At 45.0% G+C, this 17,792-nt stretch carries 18 protein-coding genes and 1 pseudogene; 16 read left to right on the plus strand and 3 right to left on the minus strand.

The window, feature by feature from the left end; all coding sequences use genetic code 11:
* The first annotated feature begins 553 nt into the window (after positions 1-553).
* Positions 554-1,507, plus strand: coding sequence for a magnesium transporter CorA family protein (locus DEHRE_RS06330; protein WP_025205486.1), 954 nt, complete (start codon positions 554-556; stop codon positions 1,505-1,507).
* A gap of 155 nt (positions 1,508-1,662) precedes the next feature.
* On the opposite strand, the gene DEHRE_RS06335 is transcribed toward DEHRE_RS06330, so the two are convergent.
* Positions 1,663-2,181 (minus strand): ferredoxin domain-containing protein, encoded by a 519-nt coding sequence (locus DEHRE_RS06335; RefSeq protein WP_019225585.1) that lies wholly within the window; start codon positions 2,179-2,181, stop codon positions 1,663-1,665.
* 179 nt (positions 2,182-2,360) lie between these two features.
* Between DEHRE_RS06335 and xseA the strand changes: the two genes are divergently transcribed.
* The 11 genes from xseA (at position 2,361) to recN (ending at position 12,269) form a co-directional block, all read left to right on the plus strand.
* Entirely contained in the window at positions 2,361-3,608 is a 1,248-nt protein-coding gene (gene xseA / locus DEHRE_RS06340) for an exodeoxyribonuclease VII large subunit (RefSeq protein ID WP_019225584.1), read from the plus strand.
* Entirely contained in the window at positions 3,605-3,841 is a 237-nt protein-coding gene (gene xseB / locus DEHRE_RS06345; RefSeq protein ID WP_019225583.1) for an exodeoxyribonuclease VII small subunit, read from the plus strand. The genes xseA and xseB overlap by 4 nt, the downstream gene beginning before the upstream one ends.
* Positions 3,842-3,856: 15 nt before the next feature.
* Positions 3,857-4,723: a polyprenyl synthetase family protein gene (locus DEHRE_RS06350; RefSeq protein ID WP_019225582.1), complete on the plus strand. Its 867-nt coding sequence runs from the start codon at positions 3,857-3,859 to the stop codon at positions 4,721-4,723.
* Positions 4,724-4,810: 87 nt separating this feature from the next.
* On the plus strand, positions 4,811-5,269 hold the full coding sequence (locus tag DEHRE_RS06355) for a divergent PAP2 family protein (RefSeq protein WP_015042532.1): 459 nt from the start codon (positions 4,811-4,813) through the stop codon (positions 5,267-5,269).
* A gap of 122 nt (positions 5,270-5,391) precedes the next feature.
* Positions 5,392-5,922 carry a hypothetical protein gene (locus DEHRE_RS06360; RefSeq protein ID WP_242837060.1) on the plus strand — a complete coding sequence of 177 codons (531 nt, stop codon included), beginning with the start codon at positions 5,392-5,394 and terminating at the stop codon, positions 5,920-5,922.
* Position 5,923: 1 nt separating this feature from the next.
* Positions 5,924-7,798 (plus strand): 1-deoxy-D-xylulose-5-phosphate synthase, encoded by a 1,875-nt coding sequence (gene dxs, locus DEHRE_RS06365; RefSeq protein ID WP_019225580.1) that lies wholly within the window; start codon positions 5,924-5,926, stop codon positions 7,796-7,798.
* Between the two features lie 59 nt (positions 7,799-7,857).
* Positions 7,858-8,676, plus strand: coding sequence for a TlyA family RNA methyltransferase (locus tag DEHRE_RS06370; RefSeq protein ID WP_025205487.1), 819 nt, complete (start codon positions 7,858-7,860; stop codon positions 8,674-8,676).
* A 4-nt stretch (positions 8,677-8,680) separates the two neighbouring features.
* Positions 8,681-9,499 carry an NAD(+)/NADH kinase gene (locus DEHRE_RS06375; protein ID WP_019225578.1) on the plus strand — a complete coding sequence of 273 codons (819 nt, stop codon included), beginning with the start codon at positions 8,681-8,683 and terminating at the stop codon, positions 9,497-9,499.
* On the plus strand, positions 9,489-10,097 hold the full coding sequence (gene mnmM, locus DEHRE_RS06380; protein WP_176714392.1) for a tRNA 5-(aminomethyl)-2-thiouridylate-methyltransferase MnmM: 609 nt from the start codon (positions 9,489-9,491) through the stop codon (positions 10,095-10,097). The genes DEHRE_RS06375 and mnmM overlap by 11 nt, the downstream gene beginning before the upstream one ends.
* A complete protein-coding gene (gene argR / locus DEHRE_RS06385; RefSeq protein WP_019225576.1) occupies positions 10,094-10,543 on the plus strand; it encodes an arginine repressor in 450 nt (149 codons plus the stop codon). Before mnmM ends, argR begins: the two co-directional genes overlap by 4 nt.
* Positions 10,544-10,595: 52 nt before the next feature.
* Positions 10,596-12,269, plus strand: a complete 1,674-nt coding sequence (recN, locus tag DEHRE_RS06390; RefSeq protein WP_025205490.1) for a DNA repair protein RecN — start codon at positions 10,596-10,598, stop codon at positions 12,267-12,269.
* Between the two features lie 76 nt (positions 12,270-12,345).
* Here the strand turns inward: recN and DEHRE_RS06395 are convergent, their stop codons facing one another.
* A complete protein-coding gene (locus DEHRE_RS06395) occupies positions 12,346-13,365 on the minus strand; it encodes a lysylphosphatidylglycerol synthase transmembrane domain-containing protein (RefSeq protein ID WP_019225574.1) in 1,020 nt (339 codons plus the stop codon).
* Positions 13,366-13,800: 435 nt separating this feature from the next.
* On the opposite strand from DEHRE_RS06395, the pseudogene spoIVB reads away from it, so the two are divergent.
* A pseudogene (gene spoIVB, locus DEHRE_RS06400) lies at positions 13,801-14,649 on the plus strand (SpoIVB peptidase); the annotation flags it as partial.
* Positions 14,650-14,913: 264 nt separating this feature from the next.
* Positions 14,914-15,723 carry a sporulation transcription factor Spo0A gene (gene spo0A / locus DEHRE_RS06405; protein ID WP_034362028.1) on the plus strand — a complete coding sequence of 270 codons (810 nt, stop codon included), beginning with the start codon at positions 14,914-14,916 and terminating at the stop codon, positions 15,721-15,723.
* Between the two features lie 101 nt (positions 15,724-15,824).
* On the opposite strand, the gene DEHRE_RS06410 is transcribed toward spo0A, so the two are convergent.
* Complete coding sequence (locus DEHRE_RS06410) at positions 15,825-16,391, minus strand: hypothetical protein (protein ID WP_019225573.1); 567 nt, start codon at positions 16,389-16,391, stop codon at positions 15,825-15,827.
* Positions 16,392-16,528: 137 nt separating this feature from the next.
* Here DEHRE_RS06410 and DEHRE_RS06415 point away from each other — a divergent pair, with 137 nt between their 5' ends.
* Entirely contained in the window at positions 16,529-17,053 is a 525-nt protein-coding gene (locus DEHRE_RS06415; RefSeq protein WP_025205492.1) for an NUDIX hydrolase, read from the plus strand.
* 78 nt (positions 17,054-17,131) lie between these two features.
* Entirely contained in the window at positions 17,132-17,731 is a 600-nt protein-coding gene (gene spoIIM, locus DEHRE_RS06420; protein ID WP_019225571.1) for a stage II sporulation protein M, read from the plus strand.
* Positions 17,732-17,792: the final 61 nt, after the last annotated feature.

Below are 17,792 nucleotides of genomic sequence, written 5' to 3' on the forward strand. Positions count from 1 at the left end.
CTAGCATTTGGAGGTGCACTTTTAGCACCATCCAAAAAAATGTAAAAAATTTAAAAACTATCACGTAAAGTACTTGTATACTCATGTGATTTGTGATATATTGTACATGTCGGACGGTGGTATGACCACCTGACAAGTTACAATAGGATGAACGGAAACTTTATTTAATTCGGTGTCCAAAAAATTATTATAGAAAATGGCCGGTACGTGTTCAGCCGGTCATTTTTCATTAATGTTTGACTTATGCCTGATTAGAGAGTATATTTTTTATAGGCTTCGAAAGACTTTTGAAACATTAGAGTCTTTTTTCAGTGAAACGAAGGCGACTGCCAAAAGGCTTGGCATCAGCCAAGTTTTCTAAAAATGAGAGCAGGTGAGAAAACTGGACGGTGACGGTTCCTACGGAGGAATAGAAATCTACAATAGTATAAAGCAGGAAAAAGTCTTAGTTTTCTTACGATTTTTTGAACATTGAAAATAGTTCTGTCATCAAGCAGATAGCGTTGATCATTTGATTCTGAGACTTTCTTCCTGCGGAAAACGGGGGGAAGCTGTGCTCAGAATCTATAAAAATGATGGAATTAATTACCAGGAATATGACCTGAACAGCCTGACGCGAAATGCCTGGGTCAACCTTGTTAATCCCGCGTCAGATGAACTTGTTCTGATTGCGGAAAAAACCAACTGCCCGCTTGATTTTCTTAAAGCGGCGCTTGATGAAGAAGAACGTCCGCGTATTGAAATCGAAGATGATTCTGCGCTTATTCTTATTAATATACCGGTCATGTTAAGTGAGACGAGTTATGACACGTTGCCTTTGGGTATCGTTATAACGACTGAAAACATTATCACGGTCTGTCTCGAAAATAACCCCGTTGTTCTCGAATTTAATGAGTATAACCGGCGGTCTTTCAATACGGCCAAGCGAACAAGGTTTTTGTTTCAGATCCTCTACAAGTCGGCAACGTATTATTTAAGATATCTGCGCCAAATCAGCAGGTTAAGTGAACAAATTGAAGTGGATCTGCGCAGAACCATGAAAAACAAAGAACTATTCGAACTGATGGATCTCCAGCAGGGTTTAACCTACTTTACTTCCTCGCTTCGTTCCAATGGCATTGTTATGGACCGGCTGCTGCGTATTCGCTCAAATAATCAGTGCCGGCATCTCATTCAGATTCATGAAGAAGATGAGGATTTGCTGGAAGATGTCATCATTGAAAATAATCAGGCTGTTCAGATGGTTGAGATGTACAGCAGGATCTTTACGAATCTGACAGATACGTTTGCATCCATTATTTCGAACAACTTGAATATGGTCATGAAATTCTTAACGTCGATGACGATTATTTTAGCGATTCCGACGATGATCGCAAGTTTCTGGGGAATGAATGTCAATGTCCCTTTCCGCGATTCAAATCCATATGGGTTTGGCTTCGTCGTGGCGATTGCTGCGCTGGTTACGGGAACTGCGGTATATATCCTGATTCGGAGGAAGATATTATAAGAAAAGATATTCAGTCTAAGATGGCGCTTCATTTGAGGCGCTTTTCCTATTGCTCGGGAAAAATGATAAAAAAATACCACCAATAGTCTGTGAGCTATCAGCAGTATACGAATACAAAAGATTCTTTACAAAAATGACTAAGTAAGAACAGAACATTACCGGTCAAAATAGATGTTTTTGCTGCTCGCATTCAGCGGGATTGCGACAGCGATATCCCCCTCAATTAACCCTATTTTTTTCGCAACGGCGCCTGCGGAATACATGATGCGGTTATCCGCGTTGAGTGTTCCGGCTGTCTTTACGGCTGATCCGAGCGCAATACCCAGGTCAATCAGGCGCCAGGGACAAAGCGGACCGTTAAATTCCGGCCCTTGCGCGACAGCTTCGAGCATCGCGCAGTTTGGATGGCCGCAGGCGCCGCAGTTTAAGCCGGCATGTTTGGCATTCTTCAGAGACAGTAAAACCAGCGCCTGAGAATTACGTATATTGGCAGCATCACGGTTGAAAAATTTCTTCCCGTTTTCCTCGCTGCACTTCGACATTTCATCGGCCAGATAAGTCAGTACAGATGATTCTGTAATGACCTTTACGTTTATGTAATCCTGTCCTTTTGCTTTCGGAGCAGTGACTGCGGACAAAGCCATAAGCTCTGCTACTGTTTTCATAATTTCCATATTTCTGCTTCTCCCTTCAAAATTGTGCGCTGTTCTAGTGTTTTTGGTATTTTGTAAGTATAATAGTACTATTATTATAACGAATTACCAGAACTTTGTAAAAATCTGCACGCCATTATATCCATATTTTTAAGATTGACAAGGATATTTAAAGGGTATTTAAATGAGGTGGAACTGATTTGACTGAAAGAATACTGACAGTATCGGAAGTCAACCGGGAAATCAATGACGCGCTGAAAAAACATAACGGTTTATGGAATTGCTGGGTGACAGGCGAGATATCTAATTTTAAAGATCATATTCCATCAGGTCACTGGTATTTTACATTGAAAGATAAAGAAGCCGGCATTAAAACCGTAATGTTTAAAACCAGGAATCTGACGGCCGGTTTTCAGCCTCAAAACGGAATGAAGGTGTCGATCCGGGGAAGTATCCGTCTTTATGAAAAAGACGGCAGCGTCCAGCTGTATGCGGAAGAAATCTACCCGAGCGGCCTCGGTGCTTTATACCTGGCATTTGAACAGCTAAAGAGCCGCTTGGCTGCCGAAGGACTGTTCGCCGCAGAGAAAAAGAAACCGATTCCAAGATTTCCTTCGAGGGTGGCCATTGTGACCAGTTCTACCGGAGCAGCGCTGAAGGACATCTTGCACATTGCCCGAAGACGCAATCCATTGGTTTCTTTAATCATTATTCCTTCTGCGGTTCAGGGTGAGGCAGCACCGGGAGAAATCGCCCGAGCTATTCAGCGGGCCAATCATTACGGAGAGATTGACCTGCTGATTGTCGGCAGGGGAGGCGGTTCCCTGGAAGAACTATGGGCTTTCAACACTGAGGAGGTGGCAAGAGCCATTGCCGCTTCCAGCATACCGGTGGTTTCTGCTGTCGGTCATGAAGTCGATTATACGATTGCGGATTTTGTTGCCGATTTAAGAGCACCGACGCCGTCAGCTGCTGCAGAATTGGTCATTCCGGTCCTTAACGAATTGAAAGACGGTATCCGTTATTATGAAGAAAAACTCACACAAAGGATCCAAAGCGTTCTGCGAACCAAAAGGCATAAAGTGGAAGAACTGATGTCCAACTCTGCTTTGGCCCGCCCGGGCTGGCGTGTCGAACAGTCCAGACAGAATCTGGATTATCTCTCCACGCGTCTTGTCGAGGGAATGACTGGATTTCTGACAGAAAAAAATGGTATACTTAGGTTGTTAAGCGCGAAAATTGACTTATTAAGTCCCTTAAATATACTGGGAAGAGGATATTCGTTAGCCTATGATATCGAGGGGAAATTAATCAAAACGGTAAGACAGGCCGCAGCAGGGGACGCTTTATCCGTGCGGCTCAGTGACGGGACATTAATCTGCGAAGTTACAGATATAGAAGAACTTCAAGCTTCAAACGATTCAAACGTCAAGAGAGGGTTACCATGAAAAAGAATAGCGATAAAGAAGCCTTCACCTTCGATAAAGGGATTGAAAGGCTGGAGCAAATCATTAATGATCTGGATCAGAACAATGTGCAGCTCGAGCAGTCCCTGGACTTGTTTGGGGAAGGAGTTAAGCTGATCAAACAATGTAACGGCCTTCTGGATTCGGCCGAAGCAAAGGTCAAAGTGTTGTTGGAAAATAGTAAAGGCGAACTGGTTGTAACCGATCAAGATTAGGAGTACAGACAGAAAATGTTTAAAGAACGCTATCATGACTATTTGGAGATGGTTGAACAATATCTCAATCATTTGCCGCTGGATCGGAATATCCTGGCCAGGAGTATGAACTATTCCCTGGTCGGCGGAGGTAAAAGGATTCGGCCCGTATTGGCTCTGGCCTGTGCGGAGCTTGTCGGCGGCCGTCCGGAAGAGCTTGTGTCAGAAGCAGCTGCGATCGAGCTTATCCACACCTATTCCCTGATTCATGACGATCTTCCGGCCATGGATGATGATGATTATCGCCGAGGTAAACTGTCTAACCATAAAGTGTTCGGAGAAGCGGGAGCCATTTTGGCGGGTGATGCCTTGCTTACGCTTGCTTTTGAGCTGCTGGCCGGACCTTCGGCAATAGAGGCTCAGAATAAATTAAGGGTCATCAGAGAGACCGCTCAAGCCGCGGGCTGGCAGGGCATGGTCGGCGGGCAGAGCCTGGATACGCTTGGAAACCTAGAAAACAGTACGCTGGCTGATATCGAGCAGGTCCATCATTTAAAGACCGGCGCTCTTCTGAAGGCTTCAGCTCGTCTTGGCGCAATTCTAGGCGGAGGATCGGAACCGGAGATTGAAATCCTGACAAGCTATGCTTTATACTTGGGATTAGCCTTTCAAATCAAAGATGATATTCTTGATGTTGTAGGAGAAAGTGCGGTTATCGGTAAATCCGCCGGTAAGGACCAGAGATCCGGCAAACCAACCTATCCGTCGCTGCTGGGGCTTGAGGGGGCCAGGGAACAACTGGAAAAAACGATCTTTCTGGCGAAAGAATCCCTATCTTGTTTTGGCCCGAAAGCAGCGTTTTTATTATCGCTGGCTGACTACACCGCTGAAAGAACAAACTAGATAAAAATGACGAATGACGGGAACAATGACAGAAACATCATCATGATAGAAAAAATTAATCAGGATGAGAGAGGATGATTCATCTCCATGAACCCAGTCTCTTCGATATTGAACAACAATATCATGTGGGTTTCGCTTTTTGCCTGGATACTTGCCCAATTTTTAAAGATCCTGATCAATTTTGTGATTGAGAAGGAATGGGATTTTGATCTTCTGACAAGTTCCGGTGGATTTCCAAGTTCTCATACAGCGATTGTCTGTGCCTTGGCCATCAGCATTGGCAAAACCGATGGCTGGGAATCTTCTCTGTTTGCGATTGCTGTTACGCTGGCTGTTATTGTCATGTATGATGCTGCCGGTGTCCGGCGCGCAGCCGGAAATCATGCCAGAATTATCAACTATCTTGTGGAATGGATGCGGCAGCACCCGACAGATTTTTTAGGTTATAATATTCAAGAGGAAAAGTTTAAGGAACTAATCGGTCATACGCCTTTTGAAGTGTTTGGCGGCGCAATTCTAGGCTGCGCAGTCGGTTTGATCTTTTAGTGACGCCAGAATGCAGCGCATTCTCATGTCGTTATTTTGAGCACGGGGTATAGGATTAGAAAGGCAGGATAGACTTTTGGTTCGCAAGAAACAAAGTGTTCGCTATATTATTACCGTATTTATTGCCACGTTTTTTATTGCTTCACTTCTGGGAAGTGGAACAGAGGCTTTTTAAGGTTTTTTCGGTAAGCCTGACCTGGATATTGCTCATGGTTGTGATTACGGTCGGAATCCTGTTTGATATCATCGGTATTGCGGTGACAGCTGCTGATGAAGCGCCTCACCATGCCAGGGCAGCCAAAAAAGTTTTTGGTGCCAAGCAGTCTGTCTATTTAATCAAACACGCCGATAAAGTCGCCAATTTTGCCAATGATATTGTCGGTGATATCACGGGAACATTAAGCGGGGCGATGGGCGCGACCATTATCTTAAGCTTAATCGCTAAATTTTCTGTTTTAAGTACCTGGAAGGTACTTTTAAATGTGTTGATTTTGGCCTTGATTGCTTCGCTTACTGTGACGGGAAAGGCCTGGGGCAAAACCATTGCGATTAACGAAGCAAATCGGATTGTTGATATGACCGGCAGAGTGATTGCCAGTGTGGAAAAGGTAACTGGACTGAGCATGACAAAAAATAAACGAGGAGGAAAATAATTTGCGGCTTCTGGACAAAATTGATTCTCCGACCGACCTGAAAAGCTTAAACGAAAGTGACCTGACAGTTCTGGCCGAAGAACTCCGTCAGGAGATGATAGATATTATTTCTGTGAATGGCGGTCATCTGGCATCAAACCTCGGCGTTGTGGAACTGACCCTGGCGCTGCATAGAGTATTTGACACCCCAACCGACAAGATTATCTGGGATGTTGGTCATCAGGCCTATGTTCATAAGATTCTAACCGGAAGGAAGGACGCTTTTAAGACGATCCGGCAATTTCACGGTTTGGCAGGTTTTCCGAAGAGAGAGGAAAGCGAATACGACTGTTTTGATACCGGACATGCCAGCACTTCCATCTCAGCTGCACTGGGCTTCGCCAAAGCCAGGGACATTAAGAAGGAAAATTATCATGTTGTTGCTGTGATTGGTGATGGGGCAATGAGCGGCGGGATGGCCTATGAAGCGATGAATCATGCCGGTAACAGCGACAGCAATTTAATTATTGTTTTAAATGACAACGAAATGTTTATCTCCCAGAATGTCGGCGCAATGTCCTCGTATCTGAACAAGATCAGGACAGATCCATCTTACGACAGAAGGAAGAAAGATGTCCAAAAGTTCATAAGAAATATCCCGTGTATTGGTTCCTCCATGGCCAAAGCAGCCGGAAGGGCTAAAGACGGCATTAAATATTTCTTGGTACCCGGTCTGTTGTTCGAGGAGCTGGGTCTGACCTATCTCGGGCCAATTAATGGACATGATATTGCGGCACTGGAAAAGGTTCTCCATCAGGCCAAACAAAAAAAAGGTCCGGTTCTGGTTCACATTAAGACCTGTAAGGGCAATGGGTATGAGCCGGCCAAGCAAAGCCCGGATATCTTCCATGGGGTAGGGCCATTTTCCAAAGAAACGGGTGAAATGGTTAAAAAGAATGCGCCGCCGACTTATACGGAAGTCTTTGGACGGACCATTTGTGAATTGGCGGAAGAGGATAACAGGATCGTTGCAGTTACGGCAGCCATGGGATCGGGGACAGGTCTGAACAATTTCGGCCAAAATTACCCCGAAAGATTTTTTGATGTCGGAATTGCCGAACCGCACGCGGTAACTTTTGCTGCGGCACTCGCGCTGGAGGGACTGAAACCGGTTGTTTCCATGTATTCCACGTTCTATCAGAGAGCGTATGACCAGGTCCTGCATGATGTCTGCCTGCAAAACGCCAAGGTCGTGTTTGCGGTCGACAGGGCCGGCGTCGTCGGCGAGGACGGGAAGACGCATCATGGTATATTCGATATCTCTTTTTTCAGAACGATCCCGAACCTCACCTTGATGGCACCGAAAGATGAAAATGAACTTAAACATATGATTCATACAGCGCTCACCTTGGACAACCCGGTAGCTGTCCGGTACCCGAGGTCGGCCGGTGTCGGTGTGAAGATTGATAAGGAATTCGAAACATTGCCGAAAGGCAAAGCGGAACTGCTGCGAGAGGGCCAGGATATTACCCTGATCGGTTTTGGGCCGGTTGTCAATTTTTGTATGGAGGCTGCTAAGCAGCTGGAGTCTGAAGGTATTCAGGCCGGTGTGATTAATTTGCGTTTTATCAATCCGATCGATCGGGAAATGGTGACTGCTGAGGTCCAAAAAACAGGGAGGCTGGTTACGGTTGAGGACCATATCCTCGCCGGAGGGATGGGCAGCGCGGTACTGGAAGTTCTCGAAGAAGAAGGAATTCAAGGTACAGCAGTCGAACGGATAGGATATGATGATTATGTTGAACACGGGGCAATTCCGCTTCTCCATCAAGACTGCGGCCTTACAATTGAGCATATTGTCAGTGTTTCCAGAGAACTGATGAAGAATAGATGTTAATGATTTATTAACGATTTATTAATGATTTTAAATAGATATAGAGCAAGGATGGGCATATCGTGGCCAAAAATAAATCCAGACTCGATCTTCTTCTGGTCCAAAAAGGATTGGTTGAAAGCAGAGAAAAAGCTAAAGCTTTAATTATGGCCGGAAAAGTCTATAAGGACAATCTTCGTCTTGACAAACCAGGCATCATGCTGGAAGAAGATACGGGCCTGATTGTCAAGGGAGAGATCCATCCTTACGTTTCGCGCGGAGGTCTGAAACTGGCCAAGGCGATGGACGTATTTCAGCTGGATCTGAAGGATAAGGTCATTGCCGATATTGGGGCGTCTACCGGTGGATTTACAGATTGTGCACTGCAGAATGGGGCTTCCAGGGTCTATGCGGTCGATGTCGGCTACGGTCAGCTGGCATGGAGGCTGCGCAGTGACGAAAGAGTGGTCTGCCTGGAAAGAACCAATGCACGTTACCTGACTGCTGACAGTCTCCCGGAAAAAGTAGACTGGATCGTATGTGATGTTTCATTTATTTCCCTGACCAAGATTTTTCCCTCGATGACAGCGATTCTGAAAGAAAGCGGACAGGGGCTGGTCCTCATCAAACCGCAATTTGAGGCCGGTCCAGAGAATGTCGGCAAAAACGGTGTTGTCAGAGACCCGCAAGTCCACCGGGGGGTTCTGCAAAACGTCCTGTCTGAAGCTCAAAAACAAGGATTTCTGGTCAAGGGACTAGATTTTTCGCCAATTCGCGGTCCCGAAGGAAATATAGAATTTTTAGCCTGGCTCCGCAAGGGAAATGAGCAAGAGGCAGCGGTATTCGACTGGAATCCTTGTCTGAATGAGCTTGTTCTGAAGGCTCAGGCAGGAACGGAGTGAACGGATGCGAAATAAGGTAGGGATATGGATTAACCATTCTAAAATTACGAAAGAGAGCATCACCCCTCAGCTGATTAATTGGTTCAACAGTCAGGGATGGGAAACTGTACCGGAATGGGACCAGGAGATTACGGAAGATGTTGATTTTGTACTTTCCCTTGGCGGAGACGGCACAGTCTTGAAAGCTGCCAGAGAAGCCGCCCGGTTCAACATCCCGGTTCTCGGCGTGAATTACGGCCGGCTTGGTTTTTTATGCGAGGTTGAGCGCGGCGAAATCTATTCTGCCTTAAAAAAGGTGCTGCGCAATGAATATACGGTCGATGAGAGACTCATGATGATTACTTCATATTTCAAAGACGGTCAGAAACAGCAGGATATGGTTCTGAATGATGTCGTTTTTATCCGGGACAGTGAAGAGACGCTGATAACGCTTCAGGTCAAGCTTTCCGGTGAACCGATTGCGAGTCCGCCTTCGGACGGCTTGATTATTGCAACCCCGACAGGTTCGACCGCCTATTCACTTTCAGCCGGCGGACCTGTTGTGAGTCCGGATGTTCAGGCCATGCTGATCACGCCGCTGGCTGCTCATGCGCTTTCGTCCCGGCCAATGGTCATATCAAACAAGGAAAAAATAGATATCAGTCTGACCAGAGGCAATAAATGCCGGGTGACCGTCGACGGGAAGTATCTGACGACCATGAATTCCGGAGATGCGGTCCGGATTGAGACGGCTCCGATCAAAGCAAGATTTATCCGGCTTGGAGGAAGGAGCTTCCCGAAGGTTGTCCGGGAGAAACTCCGGGACCGCTGGCATGAATCATGAGATGAACGGTGTCTTTAATCCGAAGGGAATCGAAAATACGCAGACAATGTTAAAAATGTATCTGCAGCACCTTATCCAGCCGGGAGATCAGGTGATTGATGCTACGGCAGGACGCGGCAAGGACACCCTTTTTCTGGCGGAATGCGTGGGTCCTGAAGGCCGGGTGTTTGCGTTTGATATTCAGGAAGAAGCTATCCAATCAACCCGGGAACTGCTCGCAGCGCATAAGATGCTCGACAGGGTAGCCTTATTCCAGGAGAGTCACACAGAGATTGGGCGCCTTGTTCCGCAAGGAATCAGAGCTGCCGTTTTTAATCTCGGATATTTGCCCGGGAGCAGTCAGACAATCATTACCGGGCCGGAGACAACGCTTCGGGCGGTAAATGATACATTGAAGCTGCTGGTTGCCAAAGGGGCCATCATGTTGACCGTCTATCGCGGACACAGCCGCAGCTTGGAAGAAGCAAATACACTGAATGCCTATGCAGCAGAACTGTCCAAGAAGGATTTTCATGTCCTGCAGGGAATGTATCTAAATCAAGGTGAGACATCTCCATATTGGCTAACAATTCAGAAGAACAGAGGTGATCATTCATGAAAAGCCGCCGTCAGAAAAAAATCCAGGAACTGATTACCAATGAACCGGTTAAAACGCAGGAAGAATTAGCGCAAAGGCTGCTCGAAGAGGGCTTTCATGTCACACAGGCCACTGTTTCGCGGGATATCAAGGAGATGGGTCTGATCAAGATATCCGGCTCGGACGATGAATACCGCTATGCCATTCAGGCTGAAGCGCATCCTCCCGGGTATCAGGAAAGATTGAAACGAATGTTCAAGGAAGTCGTGATCTCGTTCGACAGCAGCGAAAACATCATTGTGATCAAGACCATACCGGGAAATGCGCAGGCGATGGCGTTGCTGCTTGACAATATTGGCTGGAAAGAAGTGATCGGCACTGTAGCCGGTGATGATACCATCTTTCTTCTGATCAAACCTAAAGAACAAATAGAAATCATTCTGGAAAGACTAACCGAACTGAGCTGAACCATGCCTTAAAATCATGGATTGACTGCGTATGGCAAAGAGGAGGAGACCTATGCTCGTAGAACTTCGCATCAAAGATTTTGCACTGATGGAAGATGTCCATTTGGTTTTTGATAAAGGCTTGTCTGTTTTTACTGGGGAGACAGGAGCCGGAAAATCCATGCTGGTCGATGCGCTGGGTTTGCTTCTGGGCGGAAGAGCCAGCAATGAATTTCTGCGGCATGGCAAGGACAAAGCGTGTGTGGAAGGGATTTTTTCCAATCTGCCGCTGAAATTGACTGAAATGTTGCAGGACGAAGGATATCCGCTCGAAGATGATCTGCTATTTCTGTATCGGGAAATCAATGATTCCGGCCGGAATGTCTGCCGTGTTCAGGGCAGAACCGTCCCGTTATCCCTGTACCGGACATTCTGTGAAGGACTCGTAGACATTCACGATCAGATGGAGCACCAGTCACTGCTGCAGGCCGAAACCCAAAGGGAGCTCTTAGACAGTTTCGGCGGCGAGGAGCATTTAAAACTGCTGAAACAAGTCAGGGACGCGGCTGTCAATTACCGGAACACCATGTCCAGAGAAAGAGAACTCCTGCGTTCGGAGCGGGACAGGGAGAAAAGGGAAGAAATACTGCGTTACCAGATTGAGGAGATTGACCGGATTGCACCGGTTTCCGGGGAAGAGGAATCTCTGGAACAGGAGAAAAAGTTTCTGCTGAATGCCGAGAAGATCGTCAGTCTTGTCAATGAAGCCTATGATGAACTATATGCCGGAACCAAAGAAGCCTCTGATTCTGCTTTTGATATGATTGGGTCAGCCACGGAAAAAATGGGGGAACTCTCGGCGCTTGATCCTGAGATTGAGGAGCTGCATAAGAACCTTGAAGAAATCTATTTTAGTCTCGAAGATTATGTGACCAAACTGCGGTCGTATAAAGACAAGCTGGATTTTGAACCGGGAAGGCTTGACGGAATTGAAACCCGCCTGATTGATCTCGGGAAGCTCAGAAAATACGCGTATACGATTGAAGCTGTTTTGGAAAGACGGGTTGAAATGGAAGAAGAACTTGAAGAAATTACCCATCTTCAGGATGAAAAGGAAAATATCCGGCGCGAAAAGAAAGAAGCGCTGACAACGTATAATAATCTGGCGGAGGAACTTAGCCTGAACCGCGGGATCCAGGCTGAACGAATTGAAAAGGGCCTGGCAGACGAATTGCTCGATTTGGGACTAAACGAGGCCAGGATTGAAATCATATTCTCACCAGTCACCGAACCGTCGCCCGAAGGTGCGGAACAGATCGAATTTTATTTTTCCGCGAATGTCGGAGAACCTCCCAAGCCTTTGGCCAAAGTGGCTTCAGGCGGAGAAATGGCCAGGATCATGCTGGCTTTCAAAAGCTTATTATCGAAAGTGGAAACTGTGGATACGTTTGTTTTCGATGAAGTGGACAGCGGAGTCGGCGGCAGAACGATCATGAAGGTCGCTGAAAAGCTTGAAAAAATATCTGAGAACAGACAAGTGCTCTGCATTACCCACTCGGCCCCTATCGCGGCATTTGCCGACAGCCATTTTGGCATTGATAAAGTCGTTGTGGAAGACCGGACACAGACCAAAGTCAATCGGCTTGGCGAAAGTGAAAGGGTCCAGGAAATGGCCCGAATGCTTGGCGGTGAAAGAGTCGCGCTAAGCCTTGCGGAGGAATTATGGCAGCAGGCCAAAAATAGTTAAAAATGTAATAAAAAAAGTGCCCTGTTATTTCGCATACAAAAGCGATAACAGGGTACTTTTTAAATACGGGCTTCCTTTACGACTTCCTTAAGTTTTGTTTATAAAGGTAATCGATCAGTACGACAATCCCGCCTACGAACAAGTTTAAATAATAGATGATGAATCTCCAGAGCATGATCGCATAGATCATAACACTGGAAGGGAAAACCAGCCCGAATATCAGGTAAAATCCTCCCTCGGATGCTCCGGCATTTCCAGGCGTCGGAATGTAATTAATCGCCATGTAATGCAAAGACTGCACAGCAAGAATATCAAACAGGGACGCGTCTCTTAAACCAAATGACAGATAGACAAAATAGGTTACGCAAAAGTACACGATGACTTGAATCAACGTATAGAGACAGGTTAGAAGCAGAGCTTTGCGGTCTCTCAGGAACAAGCGCAGAGAACTTCTGTATTCCTCAATATGTCTGGAAAAGATTTGATCGTTCATATTCTTGGCCAGTTTGATTTTATGAAGCAGTCTTAAGATCAGAAGGAAGACCTTTTTCACAATCAAACTGTTGTAACAGAGCAAAAGCAGAGCCAGCGTCGATATGATATTGATCATAAAACCTATAGCAATGAAGGTTTTGCTGACAGCACCCTGCTCAAAGATAAAATCATACTTAAAAATAGCCATAACCAAGGCGAAGGCAGTCACAATAATATGATAGATCGTAAATTTATTGATCGTGACGGATGAAGCCAGCCCCAGCGGGATTTTATAGTCATTTTTCATCGTATAGACCTGCGCGACAGGCTGTCCTCCTCCAGAAAAAGGAGTAATGGAACTATAATACTGTCCGATCAGCGCTATTTTCATATACTGCCAAAAACGGATACCTTGATCAGAGATCTCAACAATCACTTTAATAATTAACGCATCAAAAAACCAAAAAAGGACCATGCAGACAAATGCCAGGAATAACAGTCCTCCATCAGTTATGGCGATCAGGTGAGGTATAATACTAAATTTTGAACTGGAAATCAATATCCAGACGGTCACTGCAATGACCAGGGCTGTAAAGAAATAATTTACAAATATTTTTTTCATGTTTGTTTCCTTTTATAAGCATTGTAAAGCCTATTATAACCCAACAAATGACAAGAGTGCTAGCTTTTGTCATTTGTTTATTTCGCCATAAATTTAAGAAATCCTAGAAAACATTTCACAGGATGAAACCTTTTTATAAGGGAAATCTAATACTGCAATAAAAAATTTTATTGTATCTCTGCAGAGAAAAAAATACGTGAGGAGGGTGAAAAACTGAAGGGAAAAAACGGTTTGCATAAAAAACTAACCCGTATTATTTTCCGAATAGGAATTCTCCTCGTTTTTACCCTTAGTATTCAACAAATTGCAGGATTCTATCAGAAAACAGAAACCAGTCGTTTTTACCCGGTAATTAATTATCTCGATTTTTTTTCAGCAGGCAAGGAAGTCAATAAAGCACGGCCATCCGTTGTTCCAGGCGGACAATCCATTGGAGTGACCTTGCAGACCAAAGGAGTCTTGGTCGTAGGATATGCTCCGATCACGAACAAGGAAGGCAAACAGTCTTATCCTGCAAAGGATTCTGGAATAGAAGTCGGGGACATCATTTTAAAAATTAATGGCATCACAGCAACGAATGATTTTCAGGTAGCACAGGAAATCGATAAAAAATGCAAAGAAAACAAAACCATTGTGCTTGAGATCAAACACAAAGAAAAAATTCTGGAGAAAAAGATTCAGCCGGTATTCTGCTCAGAAACCCAACGATATCGGGTAGGGCTGTTTATCAGGGACGAGGCTGCAGGAGTGGGAACTCTGACATTTATTGAACCCAATACGAAAATATTCGGGGCTTTGGGACACGTCATCACGGATATTGATACCAATAACCAAATTGAATTAAGTGACGGCAAAATCGTCGAATCCACAATCTACTCCATTGAAAAAGGTCAAAGAGGAGACCCCGGAGAAAAAATTGGTACGTTTATGCTTCAGTCAAATTTCACCGGTAAAATTGCTAAGAATTCAGGCAGCGGGATATTTGGTATTTATGAAGGTGAAGTCCGGAATCCGTATTTCAGTACCATTGTGCCTATAGCCTGGAAATCCGAGGTTGAGGTTGGGCCGGCCAAAATCTATACGGTTTTAAAAGACAATACCATCGAAGAATTTGACATTAAAATAGAAAAAATTATGCAGTACCGGACTGACAACAAAAACATGATTATCCGGATCACCGATCCGGAATTACTGGAAAAAACCGGAGGGATCGTCCAAGGTATGAGCGGCAGCCCGATTATTCAAAATGGCAAAATTGTTGGCGCCGTTACGCATGTATTTGTCAATGATTCTACCCGGGGATACGGAATATTTATTGAGAAGATGATAGACGAATCAGGTATAATAAGTAAAGCTGCAGCCGCCCGCGAGGGCGGTTTCTTCAGTACATGCATGCTTATATTTTCTTATTATAAAAAATGGTACTTGATACTGAATATATATATTTTTCCAATAGATCAGAAGGAATTGGTAAATTCTTGTCGAAGAGTAACAGAATTGGATTTATATGTTTTTTCGGCGTATCTTTGGAAACTGGAGGATAGTTCGATGGAAACGAAAACGATAAAAGTTTTGTTGGCTGACGATAACCGCGATTTTATTGAAGTATTAAAGGAATATATAAGCAATCAAAAGGACATGGTGCTTTTGGGTGTAGCTTATAACGGAAACGACGCACTGGATATGATCAAAAAAGAGGAACCTGATGTCGTGGTCCTGGATATAATTATGCCTCATCTTGACGGATTAGGCGTTATGGAAAAACTAATAAACACGATCAAAAGGCCCAAAGTGATCATTTTAACTTCTTTTGGCCAGGAAAATATGACACAGCGGGCAGTTCAGCTGGGGGCTGATTATTACATATTGAAACCGTTTGATTTGGAAACGTTAGGGAAAAGAATACGGCAGCTGGTCGGGGTTTATGAAGCCGCTCCTTCGTTTAACAATATTTCAAATGCGATGTTATCTTCGAATATGAGCAGTGTTATCCAGGTTAACGCCAAAAATTCCAAGATGATTGAAGTTGAAGTTACCAAGATGATCCAGCAGATGGGAGTACCCGCGCATGTTAAGGGCTATCAGTATCTGAGAGATGCTATTGTCTCCGTGATCAAAGATGTTTCTCTGCTTGGTGCTGTGACCAAAGAATTGTATCCCATGATCGCCAAAAATTATGGGACGACTCCCAGCAGAGTGGAAAGGGCAATCCGCCATGCGATTGAACTAGCCTGGGACAGAGGAAATATTGATTTCATGAACAAATTTTTTGGCTATACGATTAATGTTGACCGCGGGAAACCGACAAATTCCGAATTTATCGCTATGGTCGCAGATAAGTTGAGAATTGCTGATTAATTGCCTGCTGAACTCAGCACCTCAGAATTTTATTTCGAATAAATTTCGAATAAATTCTGAGGTGTTTTAAATTGTTCAGCTATATACGATTGAATGGCGGTCTAGGTTTTGCCAAGATACTGGATGATCTGAGCCTTGTCTTCCCTGGAAGCATGATAAATTGGCTGAAGCTGGCCTTTGGAGATACCGGCCCATCGTAAATAGATAATTTGTTCGTATTGTTTTTCAAATACCGGATCAAAATATTTCAGATTTAAAATAATATAATGCTGATTGACCTGTCCGGTATCAATTCCCTGGGTCTGAATATCGACGGTGACAACTAAATCCACAGTGGAATCAGGAGAAACATAATTGGCGAGGGAGATCTGATCAACCTGGAGCGGTTCGGCATTTAAATCACTGTCTGCAAAGATGGCCTGGCAATGGAGTGAAGCTGCCGGATGCGTACCGACGTTGGTGAAATGAAAGCTGAATGTCAGATCATTTTTATGGAGGATCTCCACAGAAGGAGATTGCGTAAAGGTAAGGTAGGGTTTGACTGATTCCCGTTCTTCCTTCCAGGCTGTCAGGGAAATATAGACGGTAATCATGGAGGTAACAGCAAAGATAAAGGTTGTTATCGTTACCAGCAGCAGATAGGTGTTATGATGAGATTCAGTCGACATATTTACGCCTCCCAGACCAAACAAACCTATTCTATCTTAGTATGGAGGGAGACGATAATATGCCGGAAGCCGGTACAAAAAACATTATGAAGAGTGCAATCCACAGATTTTATGGAATACGAATACAGGAGGTTAGCATGGACAAAATCGGCCTGACAGAAAAATGTATTGCCGAACAGAGCGTATATTCCGGAAAGTTCATCAGTGTCAATCAGGATACCGTTGAACTACCGAATGGAAAAACGTCTATTCGGGAAATTGTAAGGCATCCGGGTGCTGTAGCCATCGTGCCTGAACACGAAGGCAAGATCCTGATGGTTCGCCAGTACCGCTATGCGCTGGACAAAGAGACGCTGGAAATTCCAGCCGGTAAAATGGACCCGGGTGAAGACCCGGAAACCTGCGCCTTAAGAGAATTAAGAGAGGAAACAGGTTATGAAGGAGAACTGAACTATCTTGGCTCCTTTTATACATCACCGGGTTTTACCGATGAGATTATCCATATCTACCGGGCACAGCATCTGAGCTGGTCCCCTCTGGACTGTGATGAGGATGAGTTTCTGAATGTGGTAGCTGTTCCGAGGGAACAGGCCCTGCAAATGGCAGGGAGCAGCGGGTTCTTTGATGCCAAAACTGCCATTGGTCTGCTTCTGGCTTTATAAACATTGTCCTAGTTGACATAGTCTTCTGCCTTCCTGAATATGATTTTCTTGAGGACAAGTCTTCGGGGAGGTAGAATGATGAAGAAAATGCTGTACGATCATATCAAGCAGTACTGGGTTATCTATCTGACGCTCTGCTGCGTATTTCTGGCAGGAGGTGTTTTCGGAGCAGTTGGGGTCGGTTCATTGGGCATAGAAAAAGCGAAAGAACTAACCGGTTTTTTTAACAGCCTGCTCGGAGAACAACCAACCGCCATCGACACGTCATTCCTTCAGCAGCTGGCCAGGGATAACTTTATTATGATGGCAGGGATATGGGTCCTCGGCTTGACGGTGATCGGAGCTCCGCTGGTGTACCTGATCGTCTTTACGAGAGGATTTATCTTCGGTTTTACCGTTGTGTTTATTATTCAGTTGAAAAAAATGATGGGCTTGGGCTTGGTTCTGTTTACGGTCCTTTTTCCATCGCTTCTGGCAGTTCCGTGTCTTCTGCTCGGAGCCGGTCTAGCGACTGTTTTTTCGTTTCTTCTGCTGCAGGGTAGGATGCGGGGCGATTTTTTGAAGAATAACTTTCTCCACTACTGTGGCATGGCCTTATTGATCTCCATCGCGGCTTTAGCCACAGGCGTGATACAGGGATATTTCACCATACTGGGGGCCCGCCTTTTTGGTTTATAGACAGGGTACGAGTCTTATTTTTTAAATTAAATATGAACGATAATCCCTAAAGAAAAGGATA

It is taken from the genome of Dehalobacter restrictus DSM 9455, from assembly GCF_000512895.1.
Taxonomy (GTDB): Bacteria; Bacillota; Desulfitobacteriia; order Desulfitobacteriales; family Syntrophobotulaceae; genus Dehalobacter; species Dehalobacter restrictus.